We start from the raw sequence: 23,779 nt of genomic DNA on the forward strand, positions 1-23,779 counted from the left end.
GCTAACCCGCGCTCATTCAATGCGTCGAATAGTGCAATGGCTGACCTTATGAAAACCTTACGGAACATGCCGGTGAATCCGCCGAATTGCAGCGGTGAAATGGGTGGCTGAGAGTCGTCTTGAGCGAGCCTTAAGAGATGCTGAAGGACTTCGAAAACATAAAACGTATATTGCTCAAGCACTTCACATCGAGGCCGATAGACAGAACGCAGTACAAACGTGTTTTTCTACAGGAGAAAAGGATGTCCATTCAGGCAATTGGTCAAAGCACCGCACATGCATCGCCAGTTAGTTCCCGCTCAACATCGTAATCGTCCGTCTGGTCGGTGAGCTTTTGCGGGATGGTAAAGCCGCGGCGAACGCGGCGGGACTGAGTGGGCCGTCAAAGTTTCTGCTCAACAACCGATCGGGTTTTCCGACCGGGCTCCATCGCGTATACAGGCTCGCGCCGGGGGCTAAACGCGATATGGTGATCACTCGCGGGTGAACGGCCTCCCTCTGTCGACCGAGCCCAAAAGCCGCCGCAGCTTGTACTTTCGAGTGGGGCGGCTACCAGCCGTGCCGATTTCGTGATCGCGAGCGTGACGGCATTGGCATCGCTTACCGGACGCCGCTTCAGCACGCGCGCATCGGTCAGTCTTCGTCCCATCCACGACGCTCGCGCCGTTCGCGTTCGTGCTCATGATGGCGCCATTGCCGTTCACGCCACTCCTGCCGCTCATGCCAGTCGCGCTCGCGCCAGTCATCGGCGTAGCCATAGGCGGCTACCGGCGCAGGCGCATAGACGATTGGTGGCGGTGCCTCATAGACTGGCTGCGCCGGTACGAACACCGGTCCCGGAATACCGATCCCGATGCCCACATCCACGTGAGCGGATGCCATTGAGGAAGCCACCAATATCGCACCGCCCACAATCACTGACATTAAATTCTTGTGCATGACTTTCTTGTCGCCCCTATGAGAGGCGACGACAGTGGAGATGGAAAGCAGTGTAGGTAGGACTGTAGGATGCAGGTGAAAGAGGGTTGCGATTTCGGTAACACGGCGTAACGATGCGCGGCCTTAAGGTTGCCATAATGATTGCCGTGCACGATCCGCCGGTTCGGACCGTCGGCTTTCGTCCATTGCGCGCACTGTGCGGCGCCGCTGTCCGCGATCATGGGCGGATTCAACCGGTGGATGCAATAGTTTGCTGGAATCGTTCGGCCTCGAACGCACATAGCCGGCCCGCACATCATGACATTGTTCGTATTCGCGATACCAGGATTTAAGAGAGTTCTTTGTCGGGTACCCCAGCCGTCGAATCGTCGCTGCTAAGCGCTTTCCCAGTTTTATGTAGAGCTCAACCGCTCGATGCGGTCTTCGTACGAGTACATGGACTACCTCCAGGTGGTAATCCAAGTTTTTCGCCGCACCCCCGCTGTATCAACTTGAGATTGCGTTTGACAACATCTGAGTCGACGGCCGCATTTGAGCGAATCGGCGAATCGTCTCGAACGAGGTAGAAACCTTCAATCAAAACATATGGTTCAGTGAACACAATGTTGGCGGCCCGTAGCGGGTCCACAGCAAAGAAGCCAATGTCAGCACGCTCTTCGCTGACAGCCTCGACGGAGGGCGAACAGATCGAACACGCGTGGCAGCATTGCAGGATCGATTCCGATGCCGTGATCAGTAACAGCGATGTTGACCTCACTGTCAGTGTTCGTCACCGTGATAGCACTCGTATCTGGCCGCGATGTGTAACGCGCGGCTACGACACCGCCTTTGCACCGATACTTTCCATTACCCCGATAGCATGATCGATTTGCGTCTTGGTATGGGCGGCATTCATCATGAAACGCAGTCGTGCTTGTCCGAGTGGCACGGCCGGAAACTGGACTGAGTCGACGTGGACACCTTCTTCACGCAGTACGTTGACGTAACGTACGCACAGTTCCGTGTCGCCGATCAGCACGGGAACGATTGCCGTCTCGGTCGACAGTAACTGGTATCCGAGCGGTCGTATGCGCTCGATGAAATAGCGCTGGTTGTCCCACAGTTTTTGCCGCCGTTGCGGCTCTTCGGCCATCAGGTCGAGCGCAGCCAGTAGGGCGCTAGCCTGGTCCGGCGGCGGCGGGCAGGTAAAACCATAGGCGGAACTGGCAAGCCGGATCACGTCAGCCATATCGCGATCGACTGCCACAAACCCGCCAATGGCGCCAAATGCCTTGCTCAACGTGCCCATCTGGATGATATGGGGGCTGTAGCAACTGAAATGTTCCGAGGTGCCGCCGCCATGCTCGCCTAGCACGCCGGTAGCATGCGCATCATCGATATAGAGGATGGCGCCATAGCGCTCGGCCAGCGCCACCAAGTCCGGCAAGGGGGTAATCGTCCCTTCCATGCTGAACACGCCGTCGCTGACGATGATTGGTGTGGTGCCGTCCCCCGTCTGCAGGAGCGACTCCAGATGATTCATGTCGCAGTGTCGATAGGTGCGGCGCAGTGCGCCGGACATCTGGATGCCTTCCCGAATGCTGATGTGATTGAACTCATCCGAGTAGTAAGCATATTTGCGGCGAGTCTTGGGGCGGTAGCCGTGTAAGCGCGCCAGCGTAGCGGCTTTGACCAGCGTCGAGAGCACGCCGAGATTGGTCATGTAGCCCGTCACGAACAGCACTGCGTCGCTTTTGTGCTTGAGTGCACCCAGGCGTGCCTCCAGTTCGCGATAGACCTCTAGATCGCCGCCCAGAAGGCGCGACTCGCAGTTACCGACGCCATAGCGATCCAGCCCCTGCTTGGCGGCAGTCACCAACCGTGGATGATTCGCCAGTGCCAGATAATTGTTCGAACTGAACGAAACGAATTGACGCCCATTCGACATGAAGGTGGGATCCGGCAGTGTCGCGTGAACGTCAGATATGTGGTGAATAGTGTGGCTTTCCAGCCATTGGGCGATTTCGCCTAAGTCATGCATTATGGTGTTTTCCGTTTTGTCCCGGAATGCGTCGAACAACTCCCGATTGTCAATCTGGTTCCACGGGGTCGCGGATCAGGTCGGATAATGACGCTGGATCCTCATGGCTCCATAGCCGGTTGTCTAAAACCGTTCGTGCCCGCCGCTACAATTCGTCATCCTTTGCCCTCTGACGGCCTAAGTCGATCTGCGGATCGCAGAGATCCGTTTGCTGTCGATCAACTGAACGTCTGATCTGCCACAAGGTCCCGACGCCCGCCGTGCCCCCTAATTCGGAGTTCGATGCGGTCTACCCCACGCGGTGCTCGGCTAAGAGTCAGCGCTTCTACTGTAACTAGTGGGCTTTGCAACTTCATGCCCCGCCCCGGTCAAAAAGCCCCGGCGATTGACTGGCTGAGGCTCGTCGACGCTGTCCAGGCCAACCCGCCGCTGTGGGTGCCACCGTTTGATTGGACTGATGAAGCGCGCGCCAGCGACTCCTGAACCGACAAGCGGAAAAGAGCCCCGGGTGGGCGGTAAAACCGGCGGATTCTAGCGACGTCACCTTAAGGAAACCTGATGCTTGGCAGGGGCGGTCGGGATGCTTCCCTTCCGCTGTCGTTTCGTTATGGCCTGCAACGCAACGTCCAACAACACCAAGAAGCGGGGCAGCCGAGGTCTTTCGATTGAATCCGTGGAGCAGTTTGCGCCTTAGCACGCAATGTCTCAGGCTGGTTTGCTATTCCTCCCAAACACCATTAGCCAACGCTCATCACTGGGAACCCACATGCGCCTGTTAAATCGTCTGGCTGTTTCGATGGTTTTGCCGCTGGCCTCCTGCGCGATCGGATCATCAAGCTCAAGCGATCTGGGCTTCGGTGCGTCGCCCGCCATACCGGATCCAGAATCGCCGTTGATTCCAATGGTCAACATCGCGCCCGTTCAGGCGCACTCTGCCTTCTGCCCACCGCTCCCCCCGGTTTTGCCGTCACCGAGTTTGCCAGTGGTCTCGCGCAGCCGCGCTGGCTTTACACGTTGCCCAACGGTGACGTACTGGTGGCGGAAAGCGACGCCCGTGCCGCCCATAATGGCTGTACGGAAATCCATAGAAGGCTCCATCTTTCACAGCGACGCCTCGCAGCGTAAAGCCGAAACGTGATTCGACAGGAGGCGCGCCATTACTTGGGACGACATTTCCACATGCGGCGCCGCCTATTGGGACTCTTGTCTAGCCGCAGTCAGTTTGCGGAAGTTGATCGGAACAAGTGCTCCGGTCAACCGCTCCGTCGCCGAAATTTGGAGAGGCCCCGTTCCCGAAACCCAATTCACTGTCTCTTCGTGGCCGATTTTCGTCGGATGGTGCCCCCGGTCCGGGGCTGCGTAGATGTCGGTTAATGCTCTGAGAGGGAATTTTCGTGTGCTATAGATTTGCTACAGCATCGGTAGCAATCCATATTTGACAGGCCTCTCGCTTGTCATTCCACCCTCTGAACTATCGTCGCCCGAAAAAATTCCGGCAAAGCGACTTCGAAGGACGCCATTCGGCCCCGAAAAGACTGGGTCCTCTCGATATTCGGGAATTTCGTGCGCGAATCGACGGCTGCTCTTCAAAGCGCTGCTGCGATGATGGATTGCCGGTCAGCGAAGCGAAGTGACCGCCTACGACACCTGGCATTAAATCACACTGGCCGAATCGTATTGGAAATCGAAAAAACGTTCTCGCCGGCGTATACGAAGTCACGCTGCATTTCGACATGCCACTTCAAGAAATTCCGACTGTTCGATTCCCCTGGAAGCATCCAATCATGCAGTTCAATGATCACCAGCGGAAATCTGTTTAATTCTTCGGAGTGGCGCGAAAAGAGGTCCGACTCTGCACCCTCGATGTCAATCTTCAGGATGAATGGCGTTCCGCTAGATTTCGCCATGACCTGTTCCAGCGTCATCGCTTCGACGGCGTACGAGTGCTCGGTGGGCTGCTCAGCCGTATGATATCCGCAGGCGCCTAGTGCCGGATCGACGTCCAGATAAAGCGTACCACTGGTCGCTGCAATGGCGGCGTTCAGCGGCACTACAGAGGGGAACGACATCGAGTTACTCTTGAGGAGTTCGTAGTTCGATACGTCCGGCTCAATAGCTAGAATCTTCGCTTTCGGATACGTGAGCGCAAACCAAACCGCACTGGCCCCGATGTTGGCCCCAGCGTCGACGATAATCGGATCCGGACAGGCCCGGTAAAAGTCGACTATCTCTTGCGCCCGGTGAAGATGGTCTGTTGCATAGACTCGTCGAAAAAAAATCTCCTTGCACACCGTTCGGTCCGCTACTGAAGACCGGAAATTGAAGCGCCTTCCACCGGGAAGCTTCAACCCGTGCAGACCGTATCGAACGGCTCCCCAAGCATCGAGAGACCGATTTTTGGGTCGCAGCAATCGCACGAGCCCTGGGGGCAACATGTCCTTCAAGGTGGATCTTACGAGGTCGTGCATATTGGTTCTCCGCGTGATCGTCGTTGCTGCATTGACGGGAATCTGCCCGACACTCAAAAGGCATGCACCACTGCTAGGCTAGTCTAATGGATTTCAGCAATTCACCTCGGGCCTCTCCCTATTTCCGACATATCCGCCAACCTTGTTTGTTTCAAAGTCTAAGCTGCGGCGGACGAGGCCGATTACGTGCATCGGGCGATTGCCCGCTCCTGGCCGACAGTCGCCAGGTATGGCGTTAGCCGGAATCAAGCTCGCTTGCGCAAGGCGAGCCGAGTCCAAGTGACGCCCCTGTTGCGATTGCCCCTGAGCCGACCTGGTCAAGATGCATCCAGACTGCAGTAATCACGACAACACGGAAAGTCGTCGCCCTTGCCCGCACCGCTTTAAGGTCTGGAAGACTGTCGTCGAGTCGCCTGACGTGGGAATTCGGATAGCAGCGTTTCGCGTCAACTCGCAGTTCTCCAACGGGCTCCACGGCTAACACCGAGTACCCCATCGCTGCCAACGCTCCAGCATCACGGCCCGATCCGCCATCCAGGTCCAGGATGGGTGATGGCGTGGGCCGGGAGGAGACGTAGCACCGGCCGGTGAAGGTCGGCGAACGAGATTTTGCGCCCTTGGTCGGCCAAGGGCTGCCGCGTGTTCCGCATAACCTTCGGTCCCTGGAACTTCGCTTGACATCGTTAACAGTGGCGTTGTCCGACCCATCGCGATTGTCGACGGTTCGGGCAGAGTCCCAGACGACCTGACCCCGCCATCCGGCCGACAGCGGGTCTTATGCAAAGGGCACAATGCGACCCTCAAACCGCGCTCGATCCGGCACCAGGTGAACCGCAGCGTCCGACTCGCAAGAGACAGTCATCGCACGACGAAGCGGCCATTTAATACGGCCTGATGCACCTTGTTGCTTGCCGGGCGAGGAAGCTACCGGAACGTTATGAAGGCAGCATCTATCGCCAGTTCGTGATCACGACTCGGTCCGCTTTCGAGAGCGCTTCGGCCCTATGGAACGACACGGTGACCGTCGCTTCATGGCCGACTAGCGCCGAATGTGTCGGCGCTAGTCGGCCTTGGCGGGACACTAACCGCCGGTCGCGCGCGGACTCGGTTCATCCGGACATCACGTCAGGCCGGACGATCAAACGTGCCAGGACTTGCGTGCGTCGCCTTCCAGCTTTCGGTGCGCTCCTTCGTCGCGCGCGCCAGCGCATCTTTGACGCCGTGTACATCGAAATCGCCCGTATAGACAGGCGAGCCGGGCTGCTGCCTCCACGAGGCAGCAATCGTGCCTGCGTCTACTGGGTCGAAGCCGATCTGATCGACGAGTCTGAACACGACTTCCTTCGCCTTCGGGTTGTCGCCTGCCACGGGCAGCGCGATGCGTCCCGACGTGCCAGCGGGCTTGCCCATCCCTTCGAGGTGCGCGGCATAGATGTTGTTGAACACCTTGACGACGGCGTGGCCGATCTGCTCCTCGACCCAGCGGCTTTCGGGCGCGCCCGTCTCGATGCCGTCGATGCGCCCGTCACGTTGACGAGGGTAATAGTTACCCGTGTCCACGACGACAGCTGACGGTTTTGCGTTGTCGAACAGACCTTTCGGCAAATTCGTCACCTTCGCTTGCGGAATCGTCACGACGATCACGTCCGCGTCGGCGACGATATCCTGCACGTCGCTTGCCGTCGCGCCCGTCTCCTTCGCAATGTCCCCCAACGACGCCGCTCCGCGCGAGTTCGCGATACGCACGGCATGCCCGCTTTCCACGAAACGGCGCGCGAGCACCTTGCCGATGTTTCCTGCTCCGATGATGCTGATATTCACGATGACCTCCTGAAAATGAACGAGCCGCGCGCCGCACTGGAGCCTTCAGGCGACGCAGCGCGTGCCCGACACATATGACGAATCGTCGGATGGAGGAAAGCGACGACCGTCGCCATTTCCTCGGCGGATCCGAAGCGGCCCGCCGGCGTGCTGGCGGCGAACGCATGCTGCGCTTCGACCGACGGCCAGATGCCACGATGATGAAACGGCGCTCGATCAGCCCCGGACACAGGGCATTGACGCGCACGCCGTGCCTGAACCATTCGATCGATGCCGTCTTCGTGATTCCGCTCACAGCATGGTTCGTGCCGATATAGAGTGACGCGTTTTCGAAGCCGATCACGCCCCCATCGACGCATTGTTGATAATGCTTCCAAAACCCTGTTACAGCATGACTTCCGCTTCGTATTTCATGCTGTTGAACACGCCGCGCACGTTCGGTTCGAACACCATGTCAAAGCGCTCGTTGTTCTGTTCGACGGGCGGCGCAAGGATGCCTTCCGTGTCTGCGTTGTTGAACGCGAGCCGAACTGGACGAATTCGTTGGGGCGATCACAGCGGCGGGCGGCGACGCGACCTCGCTCGTCGTCGATGTGACGAAAGAGGACGACGTTCCCGCGATGGTGAGGCTTGCGGTCGATACTTACGGCAAGCTTGATATCGCTCGACCAACTGCAGGAGCGCATACGCGCGCACGGCAAAAGTCTTCCCGAGCGTCGTGTGCGCACGCTGCGCGTGCTGCGATGAAAGAGCGTTTCGCCCAGCCGTTCTTCGAGTTGCTGGATTGCACGTGTGACGACCTGAGGCGACGTGCCGAGACGGGTCGCCGTCTCGCGTAAACTGGCCGATTGCGTCGCTGCGGTGAAGATACGGATGAGGTCGATCTGGTTGTCCATACAGCAGGTACAGCGAGTGATGCAACGACGTCGAATGCCACAGTGCGGCCAACTTCTACCTGATGCGGGTGGCCCTAGTCGACCCTCTAACGAGGCGCGCGCTCGCCTAGCATCAAGAACGCACCTCGCAGCCTCGTGGCGATCAGCCAGATACTTCGGAATTCCCTGGCAAGGCCCTCGAATGGATCACACAAAGTGAAAACGATCATCAGCCTGGCTTTAGCAGCCATCGCCGTGGGCCTTTTCCTACCTTGTGCTGCACAGGAGTCGGGAGCCGTCAAGCCTCAAATACTGCTTCAGCAAATTGTTGATGGCATGCCGAGAGGCGAAAAACAGGAACTACGTGTCCTGACAGCGACTTTCAAACCCGGCGATAAAACAGTCTTTCATACACACCGGTTTCCGGTGACGGTCTATGTGCTGGAGGGTGCCTTCACTCTGGAGATGGAAGGCATGGCGCCAGTCACCGTGAGGCAAGGTCAGGCGATGGTAGAGCCACCGCATGTGAAGATGACCGGTTATAACCGCAGCAATAGCGATTCGCTCCGCGTTGTTGTATTTTATGCCAGTGACCCAGACACACCATTTCTCGATCCATTGCATTGATCTGTTCGGCGAACACTATGACATGTGCGGCCCACGGTCATTTAGCGGCGAATTTATCCTCTAGCCGATGACGCGCGGGTATTGAGGGACACGCGACGGTCTGCTGTCTGGGTGCGGACCAGACGTTCGAATGCCCATGTGAAAGCACGGTCGGGCGACCGTAGATGGCCGGTTACCGAAATTCGGCATAGATCAGTGGCTTCGCCTTGCCACACTATGCTCGAACTGCGGATCCGGCCGCCAGCGGCTGTTGGGCCGGGTGCGTTCTCAGTTGTTTGTTTGAAGCTGCCGCGGTGCCAATCAAACTGCCATCGGAACTAAAGACCCCGGGCTTCTCACCTGGACACGGGATATGCCGACCGTCCGTTAGGTTCTCCGAGATAACGGCATACCCGAGGACTTCCTTAGCGTTGGCTTAAGTGTCTTTTCGGAGCCATTAGTGGCGGCCCATTCAGCCAGAAACTCCCACTGCCGGCGCCCTCCCATAAAGTTTTCACTCAATCGGCCGTTAGCTCGACACACACCCGTCGGAACGCGGAGCACCGTTTGAAAGATATGAGATTTGCTGCATCGATCGTTGGAATCACGACTGCGCTCTATTTGTCCGGATGCACGACGACTGGACAGACACAGATCGCTGCTCGACCGGTTTCTCACGCTTCACAGGCCGCTGCGGTTGTCACAGCACCGCCCTCCCGCGCTGTCGTTACCGCGAGGCCGGTAGTCGTGGAGGAGGTAATCCCGGAAACCAACGACGTGTATATCTCGGCTGCCTCGAACTCCGACATCGTGTTCGTTGGGGGAAGCACGTACATCTGGGCAAAGGGGCCGGACGGGCGACGCCATCGTCATTTCTACAGTCGCGGCGATAGGCGCCAGGAGGTGTTTCGTCGGCGTGACAATCTGCGTTCGGTCGTCGGCCATCGTCCCGAACGTCCGCCAGCAAAATACGCGGGGCACGGCTCTGGTCGCCAACGAGAAGATGTCCATCGCCCGCAGCGATTCCATGCCAACAGTATGCCAAGCCACAATCATTCGTCCACGCACCGTCTGGCAGCCGACGATCAGTCACACCACATTGATCCGCACCATGCAGCACCAAAAACAGGTCAGTCGGTCCGCGATGCGTCCGCCGCGCGTAACGGTGTACGACATCACCCCGCCCCCAGTGTGTAGCCGGCAACACCCTTCTCACTCTTTCGCCCACGCTGCCGCGCAGGCCTTTGCAAAGTCCCGATACGACCGTAGCTGCCGGCCGAGAAGCGACGTCAGGCGCTCGACCTGCGCAGTCGTCGCAACGGCCCCATCGCGTTGATACCGCTGCATCATCAGTCGCATGTCACAGGCGAGCCATGCTGGCGAAACCGACTTCAGGCTGCGTTTCGAGCGCCAAAAGACCGTCACCGCCATAAGATATGGGACGGTGCAGCAACCCAAATCGGCGCCGTGAACCGCTGGTTCCGCAATCAGCCAGAAGAGGTCGTCTCTGCCGCCACCACCTTTGTTCACGAGGCGCTTGCGCCTTACGCGGACGGTGCGAGAGTGCGATTGCCAGGTGCGATGTGGGTAGTCAGTAGCGTGCCTGCCTGAACGAGCCCCGCCACCCAGGGGCTTTTTCACCGAACGTGAATTCGCCTTTGGCCCTTCCAAGTGTTCTACTTGCTTGTACGATTCCCCCCTGTTTCGGTCAATGAAGGCGCGTTCTGCTTCGACAATCGGTTGACCGGTTACCGGGGCCGAGCCGACGCCTGAGTGTCTAATCGACGACGAATGTGAACGGCGGATTGTGGCCGGTAATACGCGTTCACGCAGATCGTCCGAAAGCTGACGTTGAGGATTCCAACGCTCCCTCTGCGGAACACTCATCGAACTGGTGCTAACGGCCAGGAGGCGACGTTCGCTGGTCACGAAGATCGGACGTTCCAACGTCGCCTCAAGTCTGGCGAACGGTCATTCGGTTGGCCGACTACAAACGGTCGAATCAGCTTCCCAGGCTGCAGCGACCGGCGCGGACGATTCGGTTGTGCGGTGGGGGGACGACTGGCGCCAGCCCAAGCCTGGCAAGCGCATAGGGAAGCTCAATTCTTCTCGTAAACCCTGCTGAAAGAAATCGCCCACCGTAAGAACCCGGTAAGCGGGCGCTTTTAACGTACTCATGAGCGCATCGAAAGAACAACACGCTGTGAACGCGTGCGCGAGAGCATCGCACCACATCCCCACATGGGGATCCCCAAACTCATATCGCTCGCTGATCGTTCCGGCGCGGCCCAAAAGAAGGCGTTCTTTCAGACAGCGAAAGATACCCGTGTAGGAGACGGAAATGGACCTCAAACTCGCAGAGAAAATTAAATCGAGCGCGACATACCGCGAACTGGTGCGAAAGCGCTCGAGGCTCGGCTGGACTCTGACTGCCCTCGTGCTGGTCGTCTACTACGGCTACGTGCTGCTCATCGCCTTCGACAAGGACTTGCTTGCCGCGAAGATGGGTGCGGGGGTGATGACGTGGGGCATGCCGATCGGACTTTTTGTGATCGCGTTCACCGTGGTGATCACCGGCCTCTATGTGCGCCACGCCAACCGCAACTACGACGAACTCACCGACCAGATCAAGCGGGAGGCCGCATGAAGGCCCGACAATTCCTCGCCGTAAGCGGGCTGTTCGCCGCTTCGGCCAGCTGCTTCGCTGCAGGCGCCGACCTCGGCCAAGCGGTCAAGCAGGCGACCAACTGGACCGCGATCAGCATGTTCATGCTGTTCGTGATTGCGACGCTCTTCATCACCAAATGGGCCGCCAAGAAGACGCGCTCGGCCGCCGAGTTCTACACCGCGGGCGGCGGCATTACCGGCTTTCAGAACGGCCTTGCGATCGCAGGCGACTTCATGTCCGCAGCGTCGTTCCTCGGTATCTCGGCCGCAGTCTACGCGAACGGATATGACGGCCTCATCTATTCGATCGGCTTTCTGGTGGGCTGGCCGATCATCACGTTCCTGATGGCCGAACGACTGCGCAATCTCGGCCGCTTCACGTTCGCCGATGTGGCCGCCTACCGCTTCAAGCAAACCCCGATACGCGCGTTCGCCGCATCGGGCACGCTCGTCGTGGTGGCGTTTTACCTGATCGCGCAAATGGTGGGCGCGGGACAGCTCATCAAGCTGCTGTTCGGCCTCGACTACTGGATCGCGGTGGTGATCGTCGGCGCACTGATGATGGTGTACGTGCTCTTCGGCGGCATGACCGCGACCACCTGGGTGCAGATCATCAAGGCGTGCCTGCTCCTCGCGGGCGCTTCGTTCATGGCGTTCATGGTGCTCTGGCAATTCAATTTTAGCCCGGAGGCGCTCTTCGCGAAGGCTGTCGAGGTGCACGAGAAGAAGGCGTCGATCATGGGGCCGGGCAACTTCATCAAGGATCCGATCTCGGCGATCTCGTTCGGCATCGCGCTGATGTTCGGCACAGCCGGCCTGCCGCACATTCTGATGCGCTTCTTCACCGTTCCCAACGCGAAGGAAGCACGTAAGTCGGTGTTCTGGGCGACCACCTGGATCGGCTACTTCTACATCCTCACCTTCATCATCGGCTTTGGCGCGATTGTGCTGGTGAGCACCAATCCGGTCTTCAAGGACGCGGGCGGCAAGCTGCTCGGCGGTGCCAACATGGCCGCCGTGCATCTGGCGAGTGCGGTCGGCGGCAACGTGTTCCTCGGTTTTATCTCGGCCGTCGCATTCGCGACCATCCTCGCCGTCGTCGCGGGCCTCACGCTCGCCGGCGCGTCGGCGGTGTCGCACGATCTGTATGCGACCGTGTTCAAGCACGGCAAGGCATCGAGCGCAAGCGAACTGCGCGTTTCGCGCGTCACCACGGTCGTACTGGGCATCGTTGCGGTCGTGCTGGGCATCGTGTTCGAGAAGCAGAACATCGCATTCATGGTGTCGCTTGCCTTCGCGGTGGCGGCCTCGGCCAATTTCCCGGTCCTGTTCATGTCCGTGCTATGGCGCGGCTGCACGACGCGCGGTGCCGCCATCGGCGGCTTCCTTGGGCTGCTCTCGGCGGTGCTGCTGACGGTCCTCTCCAAGGCTGTGTGGGTCGACGTGTTCCACCACGCGAACGCCCCGTTTCCCTACGCGTCGCCCGCGCTCTTCTCGATGGTGATCGGCTTCGCCGGCATCTGGATCTTCTCGGTGACCGACAAGTCCGCTCGCGCACGTATCGACCGGGCCGGGTTCGAGGCGCAAAGCGTGCGCTCGGAAACCGGCATCGGCGCGGTGGAGAGCGCGAGCCACTAAATAGGCCTTGCACACTTCGAAGGGGCGAGGTAATTACTCGGCGAGAACGTTAATATCGCGTCCGCTGCGCTCGCCCCCGAACCGACAGGCTTTCTTGGTACATCCGCCCGCAAGGCGCCGCTTGATGCCGCGCGCGAACGGCCACTCGCAGGTCCGGTCGGCACTCGGGAGCGGTCATCGCCGCGGCGCCGATCCGAACGGCGGATGAAGGTCCATCAACTGCGGAAAGCGCGCCTCAGTCACCGTGCCGTCGCACTGCCGCTGACTATGCCGTTTGGTCGCCAAGGGCGATTTTATGAACGTTCGCTGCATACACCCATTCGCGGGCTTGGCGCTCAATGAGATCCATGAAAGCAGGTGGGCCGCTGCAGTAAATCTGTGTGTTGGCATGAGTTGGACTCATTGCGTGGGAGCTCTTCTGCGCGAATAGATCATCGGGCAGGCCGAAATGGTGATAGACCTTACCGTGACTTTGAAGCGCGTCAAATTCTTCTCGAAGAACTGCGCGGTCGGCCGATCGGGCGAAGTTGTGCACCTCGAACCTTTGCCCCGCCGATGCAAGCCGCTTCGCGATTCCCGCGATCGATGCTGCGCCGATTCCGCCGGCAAACAGGATAGATCGCGCACGATCGTCCAAAATTGTCGGCGCGCTTTTGGGGGTGCCGACAAACACTTCGTCTCGTTCATTCAACGGAAACTTGGATAGCAGACTATCCGTTCTGCCATCACCTTCTTGTCTCATGCCTACCACGTAACCATCGGACACGGACGAAACGCGGAGCAAAGGATAAATTCTTTGCTTGTCGCCAGCGCTATTCAGAAAGAGAGTGACGCACGACCCATCGTTAAACGGCGGAAGCGCCGATTTGGACGTTGTTCGAAGTTCAACGGCATGGTACCCCTTAGCAATTTGCCATTTCCGGCCCACGATGACGGGAATCAGGTTGTCGCGCATGTCTTCTCCATTAGGACCTGCATCACAGATGGAACTCTAGCCGATACCCTGTAAGGGAGGGAGAGGTGAGCCGGGTTGTAGCGAATCCGCAGTGATGATCGGGCGTTGAAACCCGCGTGGTTAAAGGCGTTGAGCGATTAGTGCAAGGCTGGTATTTTCAGAACGTACTTTCTGACTATCGATTACATCACGTTTGCGATACTTTGCATATCTTAGTAAATTCACTCGGGAACGGTATGTCCATCAAGAGTGTCCCGGCAATGCTGCTGCTTTCACACCGATCCATGCACGATCGCTAATGCACACGATAAAAAACTTCAACTTTATCTAGCGGGCGGGAGAAGGCACTATAGCTCCTGTCCGCTTTACAAGGCCTGTCGACCCGCAACGATGCGTCACGTTCGACCACTGCAAACAGGCGAGCGAGGAATCGTTTTCGCCGTCGTCAATAGATGAAGACAGCTGTATCCTTGGCAAGGCGTCCCAAGCATCGCGCACCTCAAAGCGGATTTCATGTACAAGTTCACGACTCGGCTCTGCCGCGAGAACCAAGCGGTGGTTATCGAGGACCTGAACGTCAAAGGGATGCCGGCGAACGAACGACTTGCCCGGCCGATCTCGGATGTAGGCTTTGGGATCTTTCGCCCTTGATGCGCCGCTACGTCGCGCTGAGATATTGCAACATCGGAGCTGAATCGATCTACGTCGTCAAGTTTCTGGCCGAGCCGCTGCTGGGAGGCAAGTGCGGATGAACGTTGCACGTCCTCGCGGTACGTATTGCCTGAAGGCAGCCGCCCGCTGCGCGCCACTGGTGGCTGCCGCCGGCTTCGCCATGGCAACCCCGTTGCCGACGCCGCCGTGCGGGACACCGCCGGTGCCGGCCTACGCGTCGCTGGGCGCGCAACCCGCGATTTCGATCCTGCGCGGCGAGGAGCTCGATACGAGTGTGTGGCGGCCGTCCTCGTGCACCGGATGGCCTGCCGCGTCTCGCTCCCGGGTTGTCGTCGCGCTCGCGGGGTTGGCCCGCGTCGCCGACGGTCCCGAGACGCTGTTGACACGTGCCGGGGCGGTCTCCACCCTGCGAACTGTGCGCTACTGGTCCACGACCGACAAGAAGTGGCGTCCCTTGTTCCTGGACGCCGCAGCGCTGGCCGGACCCGCGGAGGCCGGGAGACGGCGGGATGATTTCCGCCCGTCGGAACTGCAAGCCGGTCGAACCTTTTACTATTGGGTGGACGACAGCCGCTCCGGCCCCATGGTGTACCGGGTGCGGGTGCTGGAGCGCAGTCCGCACCGGGTGGCGCTGGCCGAGGAAAATGTGTCGCCGGTCCGTGCGTTCGGACTGACAGTGTTCCAGCCGGCGGCGCTGCAGACGGTAGTGTTCGCACAGCGCCAGGCGGACGAAATATGGGGCTTGTATATTCTCGTGCGCATCGACCGGCAAGCCAGCAGTTTTATTGCGAGCGGGCACGAGGCCTCTACGGCGAACCGGGCGCTGGCACTGTTCCGGCACCTGGCCGGCGTTCCGACCGACGCGGAACCACCGGCCGTGCGATGACTTGGGTCGTGACGCAACAGGCCCCTCGTCGATGCGTCAATCGCTTGCTGCGGCGCTCTCGCGCGCTTTCCTGCAGTACGCGGCCGCGGTGTACGGTCTCACACTTCCCGGTGTTGTTCGTCCGGGTCGAAAACTGTCAGTAGCTCAATAATTCCCGCTTGTGCGGACTCCGTTTCTCCCACCCATCGACTAACGGAAGCCGGAGACCACGACCTTTTTCCCTTCAAAGCTTTCTTGCACACCTTGCTCGCAACCCATTGGACACGTTACTTTGCCGTCCCCGCTCGCGCCTGACACGATGACCGCCCTGTAGACAACGGATTCGATGAGCGTCCCGTCGGCAGCGACGACGATGTTCAGATCAGTTTCGACGCCGGCCGGCACGGCCCCGCCGGCGGCATAGACGATTTTCATTGGCTTGGCCTCCTTTGAAAGTTGAGTCGCGGGGTGTCGATGGTCAGGCAGCGGGTCGCCTGTCACAGAGCATGACGCTGCCTCGCGGTGGGCAACCCGCGATGCGATGTAGCTGGGTGAAATCGGCAAATCGGATGCCGTGAGACGCGTGTCGAGTAAACGGGTAGGAGGATCAGATATTCGGGGCGCCGCTAAAGAATGCCTCGCTTGGATTGCGTCGCAACGGACGACCGGAGATTGACCAGCTAGCGAGAAGAGCGCGTCGTTATTGCATGCGGATTATTCAACTACGTATGGGGTGGGTGTCATAACAGAGCAAGTTTATGAAGCAAGTGCGTATGACGTCCTCCGCGTACTTGCCATAACATCCGGCTGTATTCACGCACGACCTTAAGGAAAACTGACGAAATCGCCGTTCGTCGTCGCGGCAGCAAAGTTGCGTCAAGTTGTGGGTATAACGGCGTCGCCGTAGTTGATCGCGCCACGTCGCCCGCGGCCTGAAGGCCGATTGCTTCCAATGGCGCGTTTGCGCGCGCCGTGAGATCCGGACCTGCTTGTCGCGCGATTCATTCTTGTCGCACCGGAAGAGTGGACGGTCGACATGGGTTGTTACGGGGACGCACCCTGACGTTGATTTTGAAGAGGGCGCGATTTTGGCAGCGCTGGTGCGCGTGTATGAGCAAGCGCTGAAATCGTCGGCTGTCCTGCCCGCACACCGAGCGCCCAGTCGAGAAGTGTCGCGAACGTCCCGCGCGTCAATGGTCCCGATGTGTCCATCCTGCTTAATGCGTACAACTCGCCTTTGCATCCGTCCCTGCTACGAGGTTTGACGCGGCGTCTCTATCTTTGGTCATTGTCGGTCCGGATCAGCAAAGCTTATTTAGGCCGCGCGAGCGCTTTTGCAAGAAAGCACGGTCGCGCCTCAGGTTTTCTTAAGGAAGCGTCCCGCACACTTAAACCCATCATTGCCTTACTTTTCTTAAAGGGATGTCACACATTGCGAAGAAGACTCGAAGTTTGCGCTTTCAGCGCCGCGTCTCTGCATGTCTGTGACGGGCCCCCTGGACTGCCTACATGAGGGAATATGGACACAACGAAGCACATGGCGATGACCAAGGTGCCTGAGGTCACGCTTGGTTTCTGGATCGTCAAGATCGCAGCGACGACACTAGGCGAGACCGGCGGAGATGCAGTCTCGATGTCGATGAATCTGGGCTACCTTGTCGGCACGATCATTTTCGCGGTGATATTCTTCGCCGCTGTCAGCGCCCAGATTCGGGCGAACCGGTTTAATCCGATTCTTTACTGGGTAACCATCGTCGCCACCACGACAGTCGGTACGACGCTTGCAGACTTTTCCGACCGATCTCTCGGGATCGGCTACGCCGGCGGAAGTACGATCCTTCTCGTTTTGCTGCTGGGCTCGCTCTTCACTTGGTACAAGATGATGGGTTCGGTATCTGTGACGACTGTATCTTCACCCAGGGCGGAGATGTTTTACTGGGTGACGATCATGTTTTCCCAGACGCTCGGCACCGCGTTGGGCGACTGGACTGCTGACACAGTTGCGCTCGGCTACAGCGGCGCGGCCATTGTTTTCGGTGGCCTGCTGCTGGTGCTCGTTGTAGCGCACTACTGGACCAACATCTCATCGACGATACTCTTCTGGGCCGCGTTCATTCTGACTCGTCCGCTCGGAGCGGCGCTCGGTGACTTTCTCGACAAGCCAATCGACCATGGTGGTCTGGCGATGAACCGTTATGCCGCTTCGATCGCGCTTCTAGGCTTCATCCTGACCAGTTTGATGGTCTTCAGGCAAAGAGCAGCAAAGGCCGCTCATTGATTGATATTCCAGGCAGCCGCACACCTTGTGCGGCCCCGTTCAACCCGTTCGTAACGCCTGTCTCCGCGACAGCCTTCAGCGGTCGTATCAGGCGACTTATCCTGCAGCACTCTGACTTGGAGTCATATGCGAACTTCGCAGCAAGCGATGTATTCGACCGCGAGCCCGACAGATTTGACCACCGTTATTCCCGGCGCGGGTCTATGATTCGCGCTGGCGAGCGAGTGACAGTGAGGGGCATGGTCGATGACCGTGACGGCGGCCGCAGGAGCAACGATGACCGTTGCACCCGGCGGACTCAACCGGTGGATGCAATAGTTTGCTGGAATCGTTGGGCGGGCGTCTCGTAGTTCAGTGTCTTTCTCGGACGCTCGTTCAATCGTCTTGCCACAGCATTGAGATTGGCTTGCGAATGCATTGACAGGTCGGTGTCTTTGGGGAAGTACTGCCTTAATAGCCCGTTTGTATTTTCGTTCGATCCGCGCTGCCATGGATGCTGGGGATCGCAGAAGTAGACCTGGATATCAGTGGGCACGGTGAAGCGTTTGTGCCCGGCCATCTCCGTTCCCCGATCCCATTTCAGAGATTTATAAAGTTCCTGGGGCAATTTGCCGGCATGTCCGATGAGTGCATTGACGACTGTCTCGTTGTCCTTGCTGGCTATCTTGATCAGCATGACGTAACGTGTCTGGCGTTCGACGAGTGTTGCAATCTGGCTGCTGCCGCTACCGCACAGCAGATCACCTTCCCAGTGGCCCGGTACCGCGCGGTCTTCAACGGTCGCGGGGCGCTCGCTGATCGATACCGTGTCGTGAATCCCGCCGTGATCCTGCGTCTTCAGCGTGTGATGGCGCGAACGGCGCATGGCCCGGGTGCGCCGCAAGTGTTCGAGCAATTCCTTCTTCAAGGCGCCCCGGGCCTGGATGAAGAGACTGTGTCAAACGCAATCTCAAGTTGATACAGCTTTGGAGTGAACCCCTGAGGCTGGACCGGGGTTTGGCCAAAAACTAAGCCGCTTGCCGGGCGAGTCGATCCTCAAATTGCGTGGGCGACAGATAACCTAACGACGAGTGCATACGTCGTGCGTTGTACACGTCTTCCAGAAACACGGGAAGCCTGGACGTGACGTCCGCGAAGGTCTCGTACGCGGCGAGATAGATTTCCTCGACCTTGAGGGTCTTCATAAAGCTCTCTGCCTGCGCGTTATCGTAAGTCAGCAACTGCTTGTCGTGACGACGGTTGTGCGACCGTAACGGTCGAGATCACCCATCCCTTTCACCCTCGGCGTGGGACCCAGGTCCAGTTGGCTACCCGGCGCATTAACTGGGGAGAAGACCGTGTCATGTTCTACGACGAACGTGGCCAGTTGGTCTCCATATTGGCCTCATGGACCGACGTGGATGGGCCAGACGTTTTCACGCAGGCTGCGGCGGGACGCTCCGCCTTTCGGGTCGATGACCTTCGAAGGTTGCGCGTGCTGATCGACGACCTAAGGCTGGAGGTCTTGGATCGTGTCAAGTAAATTCTGCCGCGTATGTAAGATAAATTCCGCCGTTCGATATCATCGAGGACAAAGTAGACGCACAAAGCTTCCCATAATTACAGCCAAATTTGTTGACTTTCAATTGTGGATTGACCTTGACATCGGTCTTTGTGCGGCATATTTTAAATTACACACGGTTTTATATTGGCGCCACGATTTTGACCAAGCTCGACTCAAAGCTGGAACGCCTCAAACGCCTCGGCGTACTGAATCCGCATCCAGAGAGGGTGTTGGCGCCCTGGTTCCAGTCGAGCGACTTCTTCGACGCACGCGACCTGATTCAAGTCAAGTACGAGATGCTGCGCCACGTCAGCGTCGACGGCGCATCGAAGGCCGACGCTGCAGCGCTGTTCGGTGTGTCCCGACCGACCTTCTATCAGGCCGAGGCCGCGTTTGCTCGCGATGGCCTGGCAGGGCTCGTTCCGAAGCAGCGTGGGCCCAAGGGTGCGCACAAGCTCAATCTCGAGGCGATGGAATTCGTCGAACGCCATGTCGAAGACGACGGTGCGATTCACGCCCGAACATTAGCCGGGCAACTGGAGTCCGAGCTCGGCATCTCGGTCCACCCTCGCAGCATAGAACGCGCGATCGCGCGCAAAAAAAAACCGTAGAGCCAACCAGTGCCGCCGTCCCCTTCGCGCAAGCCTTGACTGTCGCTTACGAGGCCCTACGCAACGCGGTGATCAACGGCACGCCGCGCCCCGAGGGCGCTGCAGCACTGCGCTATCACGGAATGCTCCGTGGACTTCCTGTGCTCGTGCAGTCAACAGTGGCGATAGACACCGCCTTGCCTCGCCCCGCGCAGTGTTTGGGCTCATTGCCGGCCGGCGATGAATTCGTACGCCTACTCGCCAACCTCGTTCTACGGACCCATTCGGAGCTCGCCCATGTCTACTGAACGGTATCAGAAGGTTACGGACGACCATTTGCGTCGCGATGCCTTCCTCTACGTGCGCCAATCGTCGCTACGCCAGGTCTTTGAGAACACCGAGAGTACGAAACGCCAGTACGCGTTACGTGAGCGAGCAGTGTCACTGGGTTGGCCCATAGAACGCATCCACGTCATCGACACTGATCTGGGACAGTCAGGTGCAAGCGCGGAGCACCGGGACGGCTTCCAGCAACTGGTCTCGGAGGTCGCCATCGGTCACGCCGGAATCGTCCTGGGACTGGAAGTATCCCGTCTGGCTCGCAATAATGCCGACTGGCATCGACTCATCGAACTTGCGGCACTGACACATACCCTGATTCTTGACGAGGACGGCGTATACGATCCAGCTTACTTCAACGATCGCCTGCTGCTCGGTCTGAAGGGAACCATGAGCGAAGCGGAGTTGCACGTGCTGAACGCGCGACTGCAGGGAGGGATGCGAAACAAGGCGCGGCGTGGTGAGCTCGAACTACCGCTTCCCATCGGGCTGACGTACCATCCAAACGGCTCGGTCGTGCTCGACCCCGATCAGCAGATCCACGCAAGCCTGCGACTGCTGTTCGATACCTACAGGCAAACGCGCTCGGCAAGCATGGTAGTACGCCGGTTCCGTCGGGAAGGCTGGTCCTTCCCGCGTCGGATACGGCGTGGAATCGGCAAAGGTGAAGTGCATTGGGGAGCGCTGAACACGTCGCGCGTGCTGCAAATCCTCCACAATCCCCGATATGCTGGCGCCTTTGTTTACGGTCGTACGAGAACCGGACGCAAGGCCGACCTGACGAATACGCAAGTGCGGGTCGCGCAATCTGACTGGCAGGTTCTAATACGCGAAGCTCACATTGGCTATATCGACTGGGACGAATTCGAGCGCAACCAGGTGACGCTCAGGCAAAGTGCAAACGGCTTTGGTTCAGAACTCGTGCGAGGGACGTTTCCCCGGGAGGGAGGCGGGCTGCTACAGGGGCGCGTCATTTGCGGCCGATGCGGCAATCGTATGCGTGTTCGCTATCAGAGGGTAAGCGGAAGACTGGAGCCGTACTACGTATGTCACGACGTCTCCGCTCACGACGCGGGCAAGCCGTGCCAGTCGATACGTGGGCGAGCAATCGATGGTGCCATTGGTGCATTGCTCCTGGAGACGGTTGGACCGGCTGCCATCGAAGTAGCGCTTGCAGTCGAAGACGAGATCGCCGGGCGTATCGAGCAAGCCAACTCCATGCGTCTGAAACAACTGGAACGCGCGCGTTACGAAGCCGAACTCGCCCGCCGTCGTTATATGAATGTCGATCCCGCAAACCGGATGGTTGCCGACACGCTTGAGGCCGACTGGAACGACCGCCTGCGTCGACTCGACGCGCTGCAGCAAGAACATGATCGCCTACGCCAGTCAGACCACAGATTGCTCGGCGATGAGGCACGCGCTCGTATCCGCGCACTCGCAGAAGACTTCGCCAACGTATGGAACGACTGCCGTGTTGAATCCGTCGAACGCAAGCGTATGCTCGGACTCCTGATTGAAGATGTTACCCTTGTAAAGTCGGAGAAGATCTCGATTCACGTGCGTTTCCGGGGCGGCCGCACAACGTCGCTCGAAGTCGATAAACCCAGACCGATGGCACTTGTTCGCAAGACACAACCGGCTGTCGTCTCGGTCATCGATGAGCTTCTCGAGACATGTACCGATCAGCAGGTTGCTTCGCGACTCAACGAACTCGGCTATACAAACTGGCAGCATCAGGCATTTACTGCCAGGAAGGTCGCACTGATTCGGACGACATACAGACTGCCGAGCCGTTATGAGCGATTGCGCTCGCGCGGTCTGCTTACGGGCGCAGAGCTAGCTGCGCAGCTCGAAGTTAGCCAGACGACGATTCATCAGTGGGGGCGACAAGGGCTTCTACGGCGCCAGATTTACGGACATGATCACCGATGCCTGTACGAGCCTCCGGGCGACGTCGTGCTTGTGAGGGGCGCGGGTGGAAGCAAAACAACGCGAGCGACCGTCGTCGCTCCAGCTACCGGACAAGGTGCAATGTGAAGCCTACTCCTTGTCATAGGGGTTTCCGACTGCACTCATGGACCCGATCAGCCGTAGTGGCCCAACGCTTCCCGGTAGGCCGCACTAGCGTATTGACAACCCCTGTCGCTATGATGGATGCAACGGCCGGGCTCGGGTCGTCGACTCTCGACCGCAGCATCGAGTGCGGCGAGCGCCAGTTCTGTATCGATGTAACGGCTCACGGCGTAGCCGACGATGCGTCGACTACAGGCGTCAATAATTGCTGCGAGATACGCAAATCCGGACGCCAGGCCGATATACGTTATGTCCGCCACCCACACCTCATTCGGGTTTGTTGGAATCCGGTTGCGATACAGGTTGGGAAATACCGGATTACTGTGATTGCTGTCCGTTGTCCGAACGAAGCGGCGTCTGTGCTTAACACTCAGATGGCGTTCACGCATGACCCGCGCAATCCGCTTGTGGTTGACCCTGTAGCCTCGATGGCAGAGCTCGAGGGTGACACGACGATAGCCATACCCGGGAAATTCGTCATGGATGTCGCCGATCAGATCAACCAGCTGGTCATCTGACAGCGCCACTTCGTGGGCCGTGGAGCGGTAGTAGAAGGTACTACGTGCGAGGTCGATCATTTTGCATCCTTGCCTGATCGAGCAGGATGTGGGCCGCTCACAATGGATGATGGTGCGCCGTCGCTCACGAGACGCAGCCTCGGACTTTTTTTAAGTAGATCGAGTTCCATCGTCAACTGGCCAACCTTGCGTTCGAGCGCGGCGACCTTCGCTTCGTATTCTGCAACGACGCTGGCCGCAGCCTCTTCTTCGTTCAGATCGCCGCGGTCGTACTGCGTCAACCAGAGCTGTAGAAGATTGGCCGAAAGCCCGTGAGTTCGGCTTGCATCACGACGCCCGATCTTGCCGGTGCGGATGTCCGTGCACAATTGCAGTTTGAATTCACCGCTGTGGCGCCGATAAGAACCTCTTGCTGGCATGACCTTCTCCTTCAAGTGAAGGCCCAACAAGCGTATCACTTTCCGAACCTCGCCCGGTCCAGCCTCAGGGGTTCACTCCACTTCGAACGCAAACGCAATTGGAATTTGATACACCTGCTGATGCGGTTATTAGCTGGGTGATGCCTCCTTCGAGTTGCGTTTGCGTTTGACGTCGTCCGCGTCGTTTAAGTGCGGCGGTGGAATGCGGTTGATCATGCCGGCCTGACGTTTTTCCTTCAGCCTGTACGAGTCGCCAGAGATCGGTACGACGTGTGCGTGATGAAGCAGTCGATCGAGGAGCGCTGCCGTGAGCGTCGCGTCGTCGGCGAAGGTCTGGTCCCACTGGCCGAATGGCAGATTGCTGGTCATTATGTGGAATTGAAGGTTTTTTTATCAACGTCTCTTGTTCTTTGACGAGGCAAGCCGATCGGGCGTCGGCGTATCTTCGAGCCGCTGGAGCAGGCGGTCTATGGCTTTCTGATCGCCTTCC

At 58.7% G+C, this 23,779-nt stretch carries 20 protein-coding genes and 6 pseudogenes; 8 read left to right on the plus strand and 18 right to left on the minus strand.

Annotated features, from left to right (window positions below; all coding sequences use genetic code 11):
• Window positions 1-633: 633 nt before the first annotated feature.
• The 10 genes and pseudogenes from FVF58_RS45410 to FVF58_RS52375 all read right to left on the minus strand — a co-directional run bounded on the left by FVF58_RS45410 (window position 634) and on the right by FVF58_RS52375 (window position 8,144).
• Entirely contained in the window at window positions 634-939 is a 306-nt protein-coding gene (locus FVF58_RS45410) for a hypothetical protein (protein WP_149676112.1), read from the minus strand.
• 293 nt (window positions 940-1,232) lie between these two features.
• Window positions 1,233-1,376, minus strand: a pseudogene (locus tag FVF58_RS55220) (transposase); the annotation flags it as partial.
• Window positions 1,377-1,456: 80 nt separating this feature from the next.
• Window positions 1,457-1,615: pseudogene (locus FVF58_RS53745) on the minus strand (ABC transporter substrate-binding protein); the annotation flags it as partial.
• A complete protein-coding gene (locus FVF58_RS54585) occupies window positions 1,584-1,712 on the minus strand; it encodes a hypothetical protein (RefSeq protein WP_342802447.1) in 129 nt (42 codons plus the stop codon). The pseudogene FVF58_RS53745 and the gene FVF58_RS54585, both read right to left, overlap by 32 nt.
• 41 nt (window positions 1,713-1,753) lie before the next feature.
• Entirely contained in the window at window positions 1,754-2,998 is a 1,245-nt protein-coding gene (locus FVF58_RS45430) for an aminotransferase class I/II-fold pyridoxal phosphate-dependent enzyme (RefSeq protein WP_246217512.1), read from the minus strand.
• 882 nt (window positions 2,999-3,880) lie between these two features.
• Complete coding sequence (locus tag FVF58_RS52040) at window positions 3,881-4,045, minus strand: hypothetical protein (protein ID WP_188131159.1); 165 nt, start codon at window positions 4,043-4,045, stop codon at window positions 3,881-3,883.
• A gap of 572 nt (window positions 4,046-4,617) precedes the next feature.
• The gene (locus FVF58_RS45440) at window positions 4,618-5,250 is read right to left on the minus strand and encodes an FkbM family methyltransferase (protein ID WP_246217513.1); all 633 of its coding nucleotides are present in this window, start codon (window positions 5,248-5,250) and stop codon (window positions 4,618-4,620) included.
• A gap of 1,302 nt (window positions 5,251-6,552) precedes the next feature.
• Window positions 6,553-7,248, minus strand: a complete 696-nt coding sequence (locus FVF58_RS45445; RefSeq protein ID WP_149676114.1) for an NADPH-dependent F420 reductase — start codon at window positions 7,246-7,248, stop codon at window positions 6,553-6,555.
• Between the two features lie 262 nt (window positions 7,249-7,510).
• Window positions 7,511-7,591: pseudogene (locus tag FVF58_RS54590) on the minus strand (oxidoreductase); the annotation flags it as partial.
• 67 nt (window positions 7,592-7,658) lie between these two features.
• Window positions 7,659-8,144 (minus strand): helix-turn-helix domain-containing protein, encoded by a 486-nt coding sequence (locus tag FVF58_RS52375; protein ID WP_223191227.1) that lies wholly within the window; start codon window positions 8,142-8,144, stop codon window positions 7,659-7,661.
• 195 nt (window positions 8,145-8,339) lie between these two features.
• On the opposite strand from FVF58_RS52375, the gene FVF58_RS45460 reads away from it, so the two are divergent.
• Window positions 8,340-8,750, plus strand: a complete 411-nt coding sequence (locus tag FVF58_RS45460) for a cupin domain-containing protein (protein WP_149676115.1) — start codon at window positions 8,340-8,342, stop codon at window positions 8,748-8,750.
• A 1,191-nt stretch (window positions 8,751-9,941) separates the two neighbouring features.
• Here the strand turns inward: FVF58_RS45460 and FVF58_RS52045 are convergent.
• On the minus strand, window positions 9,942-10,676 hold the full coding sequence (locus FVF58_RS52045) for a hypothetical protein (protein WP_188131160.1): 735 nt from the start codon (window positions 10,674-10,676) through the stop codon (window positions 9,942-9,944).
• A gap of 394 nt (window positions 10,677-11,070) precedes the next feature.
• Between FVF58_RS52045 and FVF58_RS45470 the strand changes: the two genes are divergently transcribed.
• Window positions 11,071-11,376 (plus strand): DUF485 domain-containing protein, encoded by a 306-nt coding sequence (locus tag FVF58_RS45470; RefSeq protein ID WP_149676116.1) that lies wholly within the window; start codon window positions 11,071-11,073, stop codon window positions 11,374-11,376.
• Window positions 11,373-13,034 carry a cation acetate symporter gene (locus tag FVF58_RS45475; protein ID WP_149676117.1) on the plus strand — a complete coding sequence of 554 codons (1,662 nt, stop codon included), beginning with the start codon at window positions 11,373-11,375 and terminating at the stop codon, window positions 13,032-13,034. Before FVF58_RS45470 ends, FVF58_RS45475 begins: the two co-directional genes overlap by 4 nt.
• 265 nt (window positions 13,035-13,299) lie before the next feature.
• Here FVF58_RS45475 and FVF58_RS45480 read toward each other — a convergent pair whose 3' ends face one another.
• Window positions 13,300-13,989 carry a ferredoxin reductase domain-containing protein gene (locus FVF58_RS45480; protein WP_149676118.1) on the minus strand — a complete coding sequence of 230 codons (690 nt, stop codon included), beginning with the start codon at window positions 13,987-13,989 and terminating at the stop codon, window positions 13,300-13,302.
• A 748-nt stretch (window positions 13,990-14,737) separates the two neighbouring features.
• Here FVF58_RS45480 and FVF58_RS45490 point away from each other — a divergent pair.
• Window positions 14,738-15,547 (plus strand): DUF6675 family protein, encoded by an 810-nt coding sequence (locus tag FVF58_RS45490; protein ID WP_149676119.1) that lies wholly within the window; start codon window positions 14,738-14,740, stop codon window positions 15,545-15,547.
• A gap of 189 nt (window positions 15,548-15,736) precedes the next feature.
• On the opposite strand, the gene FVF58_RS45495 is transcribed toward FVF58_RS45490, so the two are convergent.
• On the minus strand, window positions 15,737-15,961 hold the full coding sequence (locus FVF58_RS45495) for a hypothetical protein (RefSeq protein ID WP_246217514.1): 225 nt from the start codon (window positions 15,959-15,961) through the stop codon (window positions 15,737-15,739).
• Between the two features lie 1,084 nt (window positions 15,962-17,045).
• On the opposite strand from FVF58_RS45495, the gene FVF58_RS45500 reads away from it, so the two are divergent.
• Window positions 17,046-17,804: a COG4705 family protein gene (locus FVF58_RS45500; RefSeq protein WP_149676120.1), complete on the plus strand. Its 759-nt coding sequence runs from the start codon at window positions 17,046-17,048 to the stop codon at window positions 17,802-17,804.
• Between the two features lie 298 nt (window positions 17,805-18,102).
• Here FVF58_RS45500 and FVF58_RS45505 read toward each other — a convergent pair.
• Window positions 18,103-18,738 (minus strand): annotated as a pseudogene (locus tag FVF58_RS45505) (IS30 family transposase); the annotation flags it as partial.
• A 73-nt stretch (window positions 18,739-18,811) separates the two neighbouring features.
• Window positions 18,812-19,015 (minus strand): annotated as a pseudogene (locus FVF58_RS45510) (integrase core domain-containing protein); the annotation flags it as partial.
• 50 nt (window positions 19,016-19,065) lie between these two features.
• On the opposite strand from FVF58_RS45510, the gene FVF58_RS45515 reads away from it, so the two are divergent.
• The 3 genes from FVF58_RS45515 to FVF58_RS45525 all read left to right on the plus strand — a co-directional run bounded on the left by FVF58_RS45515 (window position 19,066) and on the right by FVF58_RS45525 (window position 22,316).
• The gene (locus tag FVF58_RS45515; protein WP_149676122.1) at window positions 19,066-19,326 is read left to right on the plus strand and encodes a DUF5372 family protein; all 261 of its coding nucleotides are present in this window, start codon (window positions 19,066-19,068) and stop codon (window positions 19,324-19,326) included.
• Between the two features lie 116 nt (window positions 19,327-19,442).
• Entirely contained in the window at window positions 19,443-19,958 is a 516-nt protein-coding gene (locus tag FVF58_RS45520; RefSeq protein ID WP_246217516.1) for a helix-turn-helix domain-containing protein, read from the plus strand.
• Between the two features lie 276 nt (window positions 19,959-20,234).
• Window positions 20,235-22,316, plus strand: a complete 2,082-nt coding sequence (locus FVF58_RS45525) for a recombinase family protein (RefSeq protein WP_149676123.1) — start codon at window positions 20,235-20,237, stop codon at window positions 22,314-22,316.
• A 47-nt stretch (window positions 22,317-22,363) separates the two neighbouring features.
• Here the strand turns inward: FVF58_RS45525 and FVF58_RS45530 are convergent, their stop codons facing one another.
• The 3 genes and pseudogenes from FVF58_RS45530 to FVF58_RS45540 all read right to left on the minus strand — a co-directional run.
• Complete coding sequence (locus FVF58_RS45530) at window positions 22,364-22,981, minus strand: IS3 family transposase (protein ID WP_149676124.1); 618 nt, start codon at window positions 22,979-22,981, stop codon at window positions 22,364-22,366.
• Window positions 22,927-23,289, minus strand: a complete 363-nt coding sequence (locus tag FVF58_RS45535; protein ID WP_149676125.1) for a transposase — start codon at window positions 23,287-23,289, stop codon at window positions 22,927-22,929. Before FVF58_RS45535 ends, FVF58_RS45530 begins: the two co-directional genes overlap by 55 nt.
• Before the next feature lie 129 nt (window positions 23,290-23,418).
• A pseudogene (locus tag FVF58_RS45540) lies at window positions 23,419-23,661 on the minus strand (ATP-binding protein); the annotation flags it as partial.
• Window positions 23,662-23,779: the final 118 nt, after the last annotated feature.

Source organism: Paraburkholderia panacisoli (assembly GCF_008369935.1).
GTDB lineage: Bacteria > Pseudomonadota > Gammaproteobacteria > Burkholderiales > Burkholderiaceae > Paraburkholderia > Paraburkholderia panacisoli.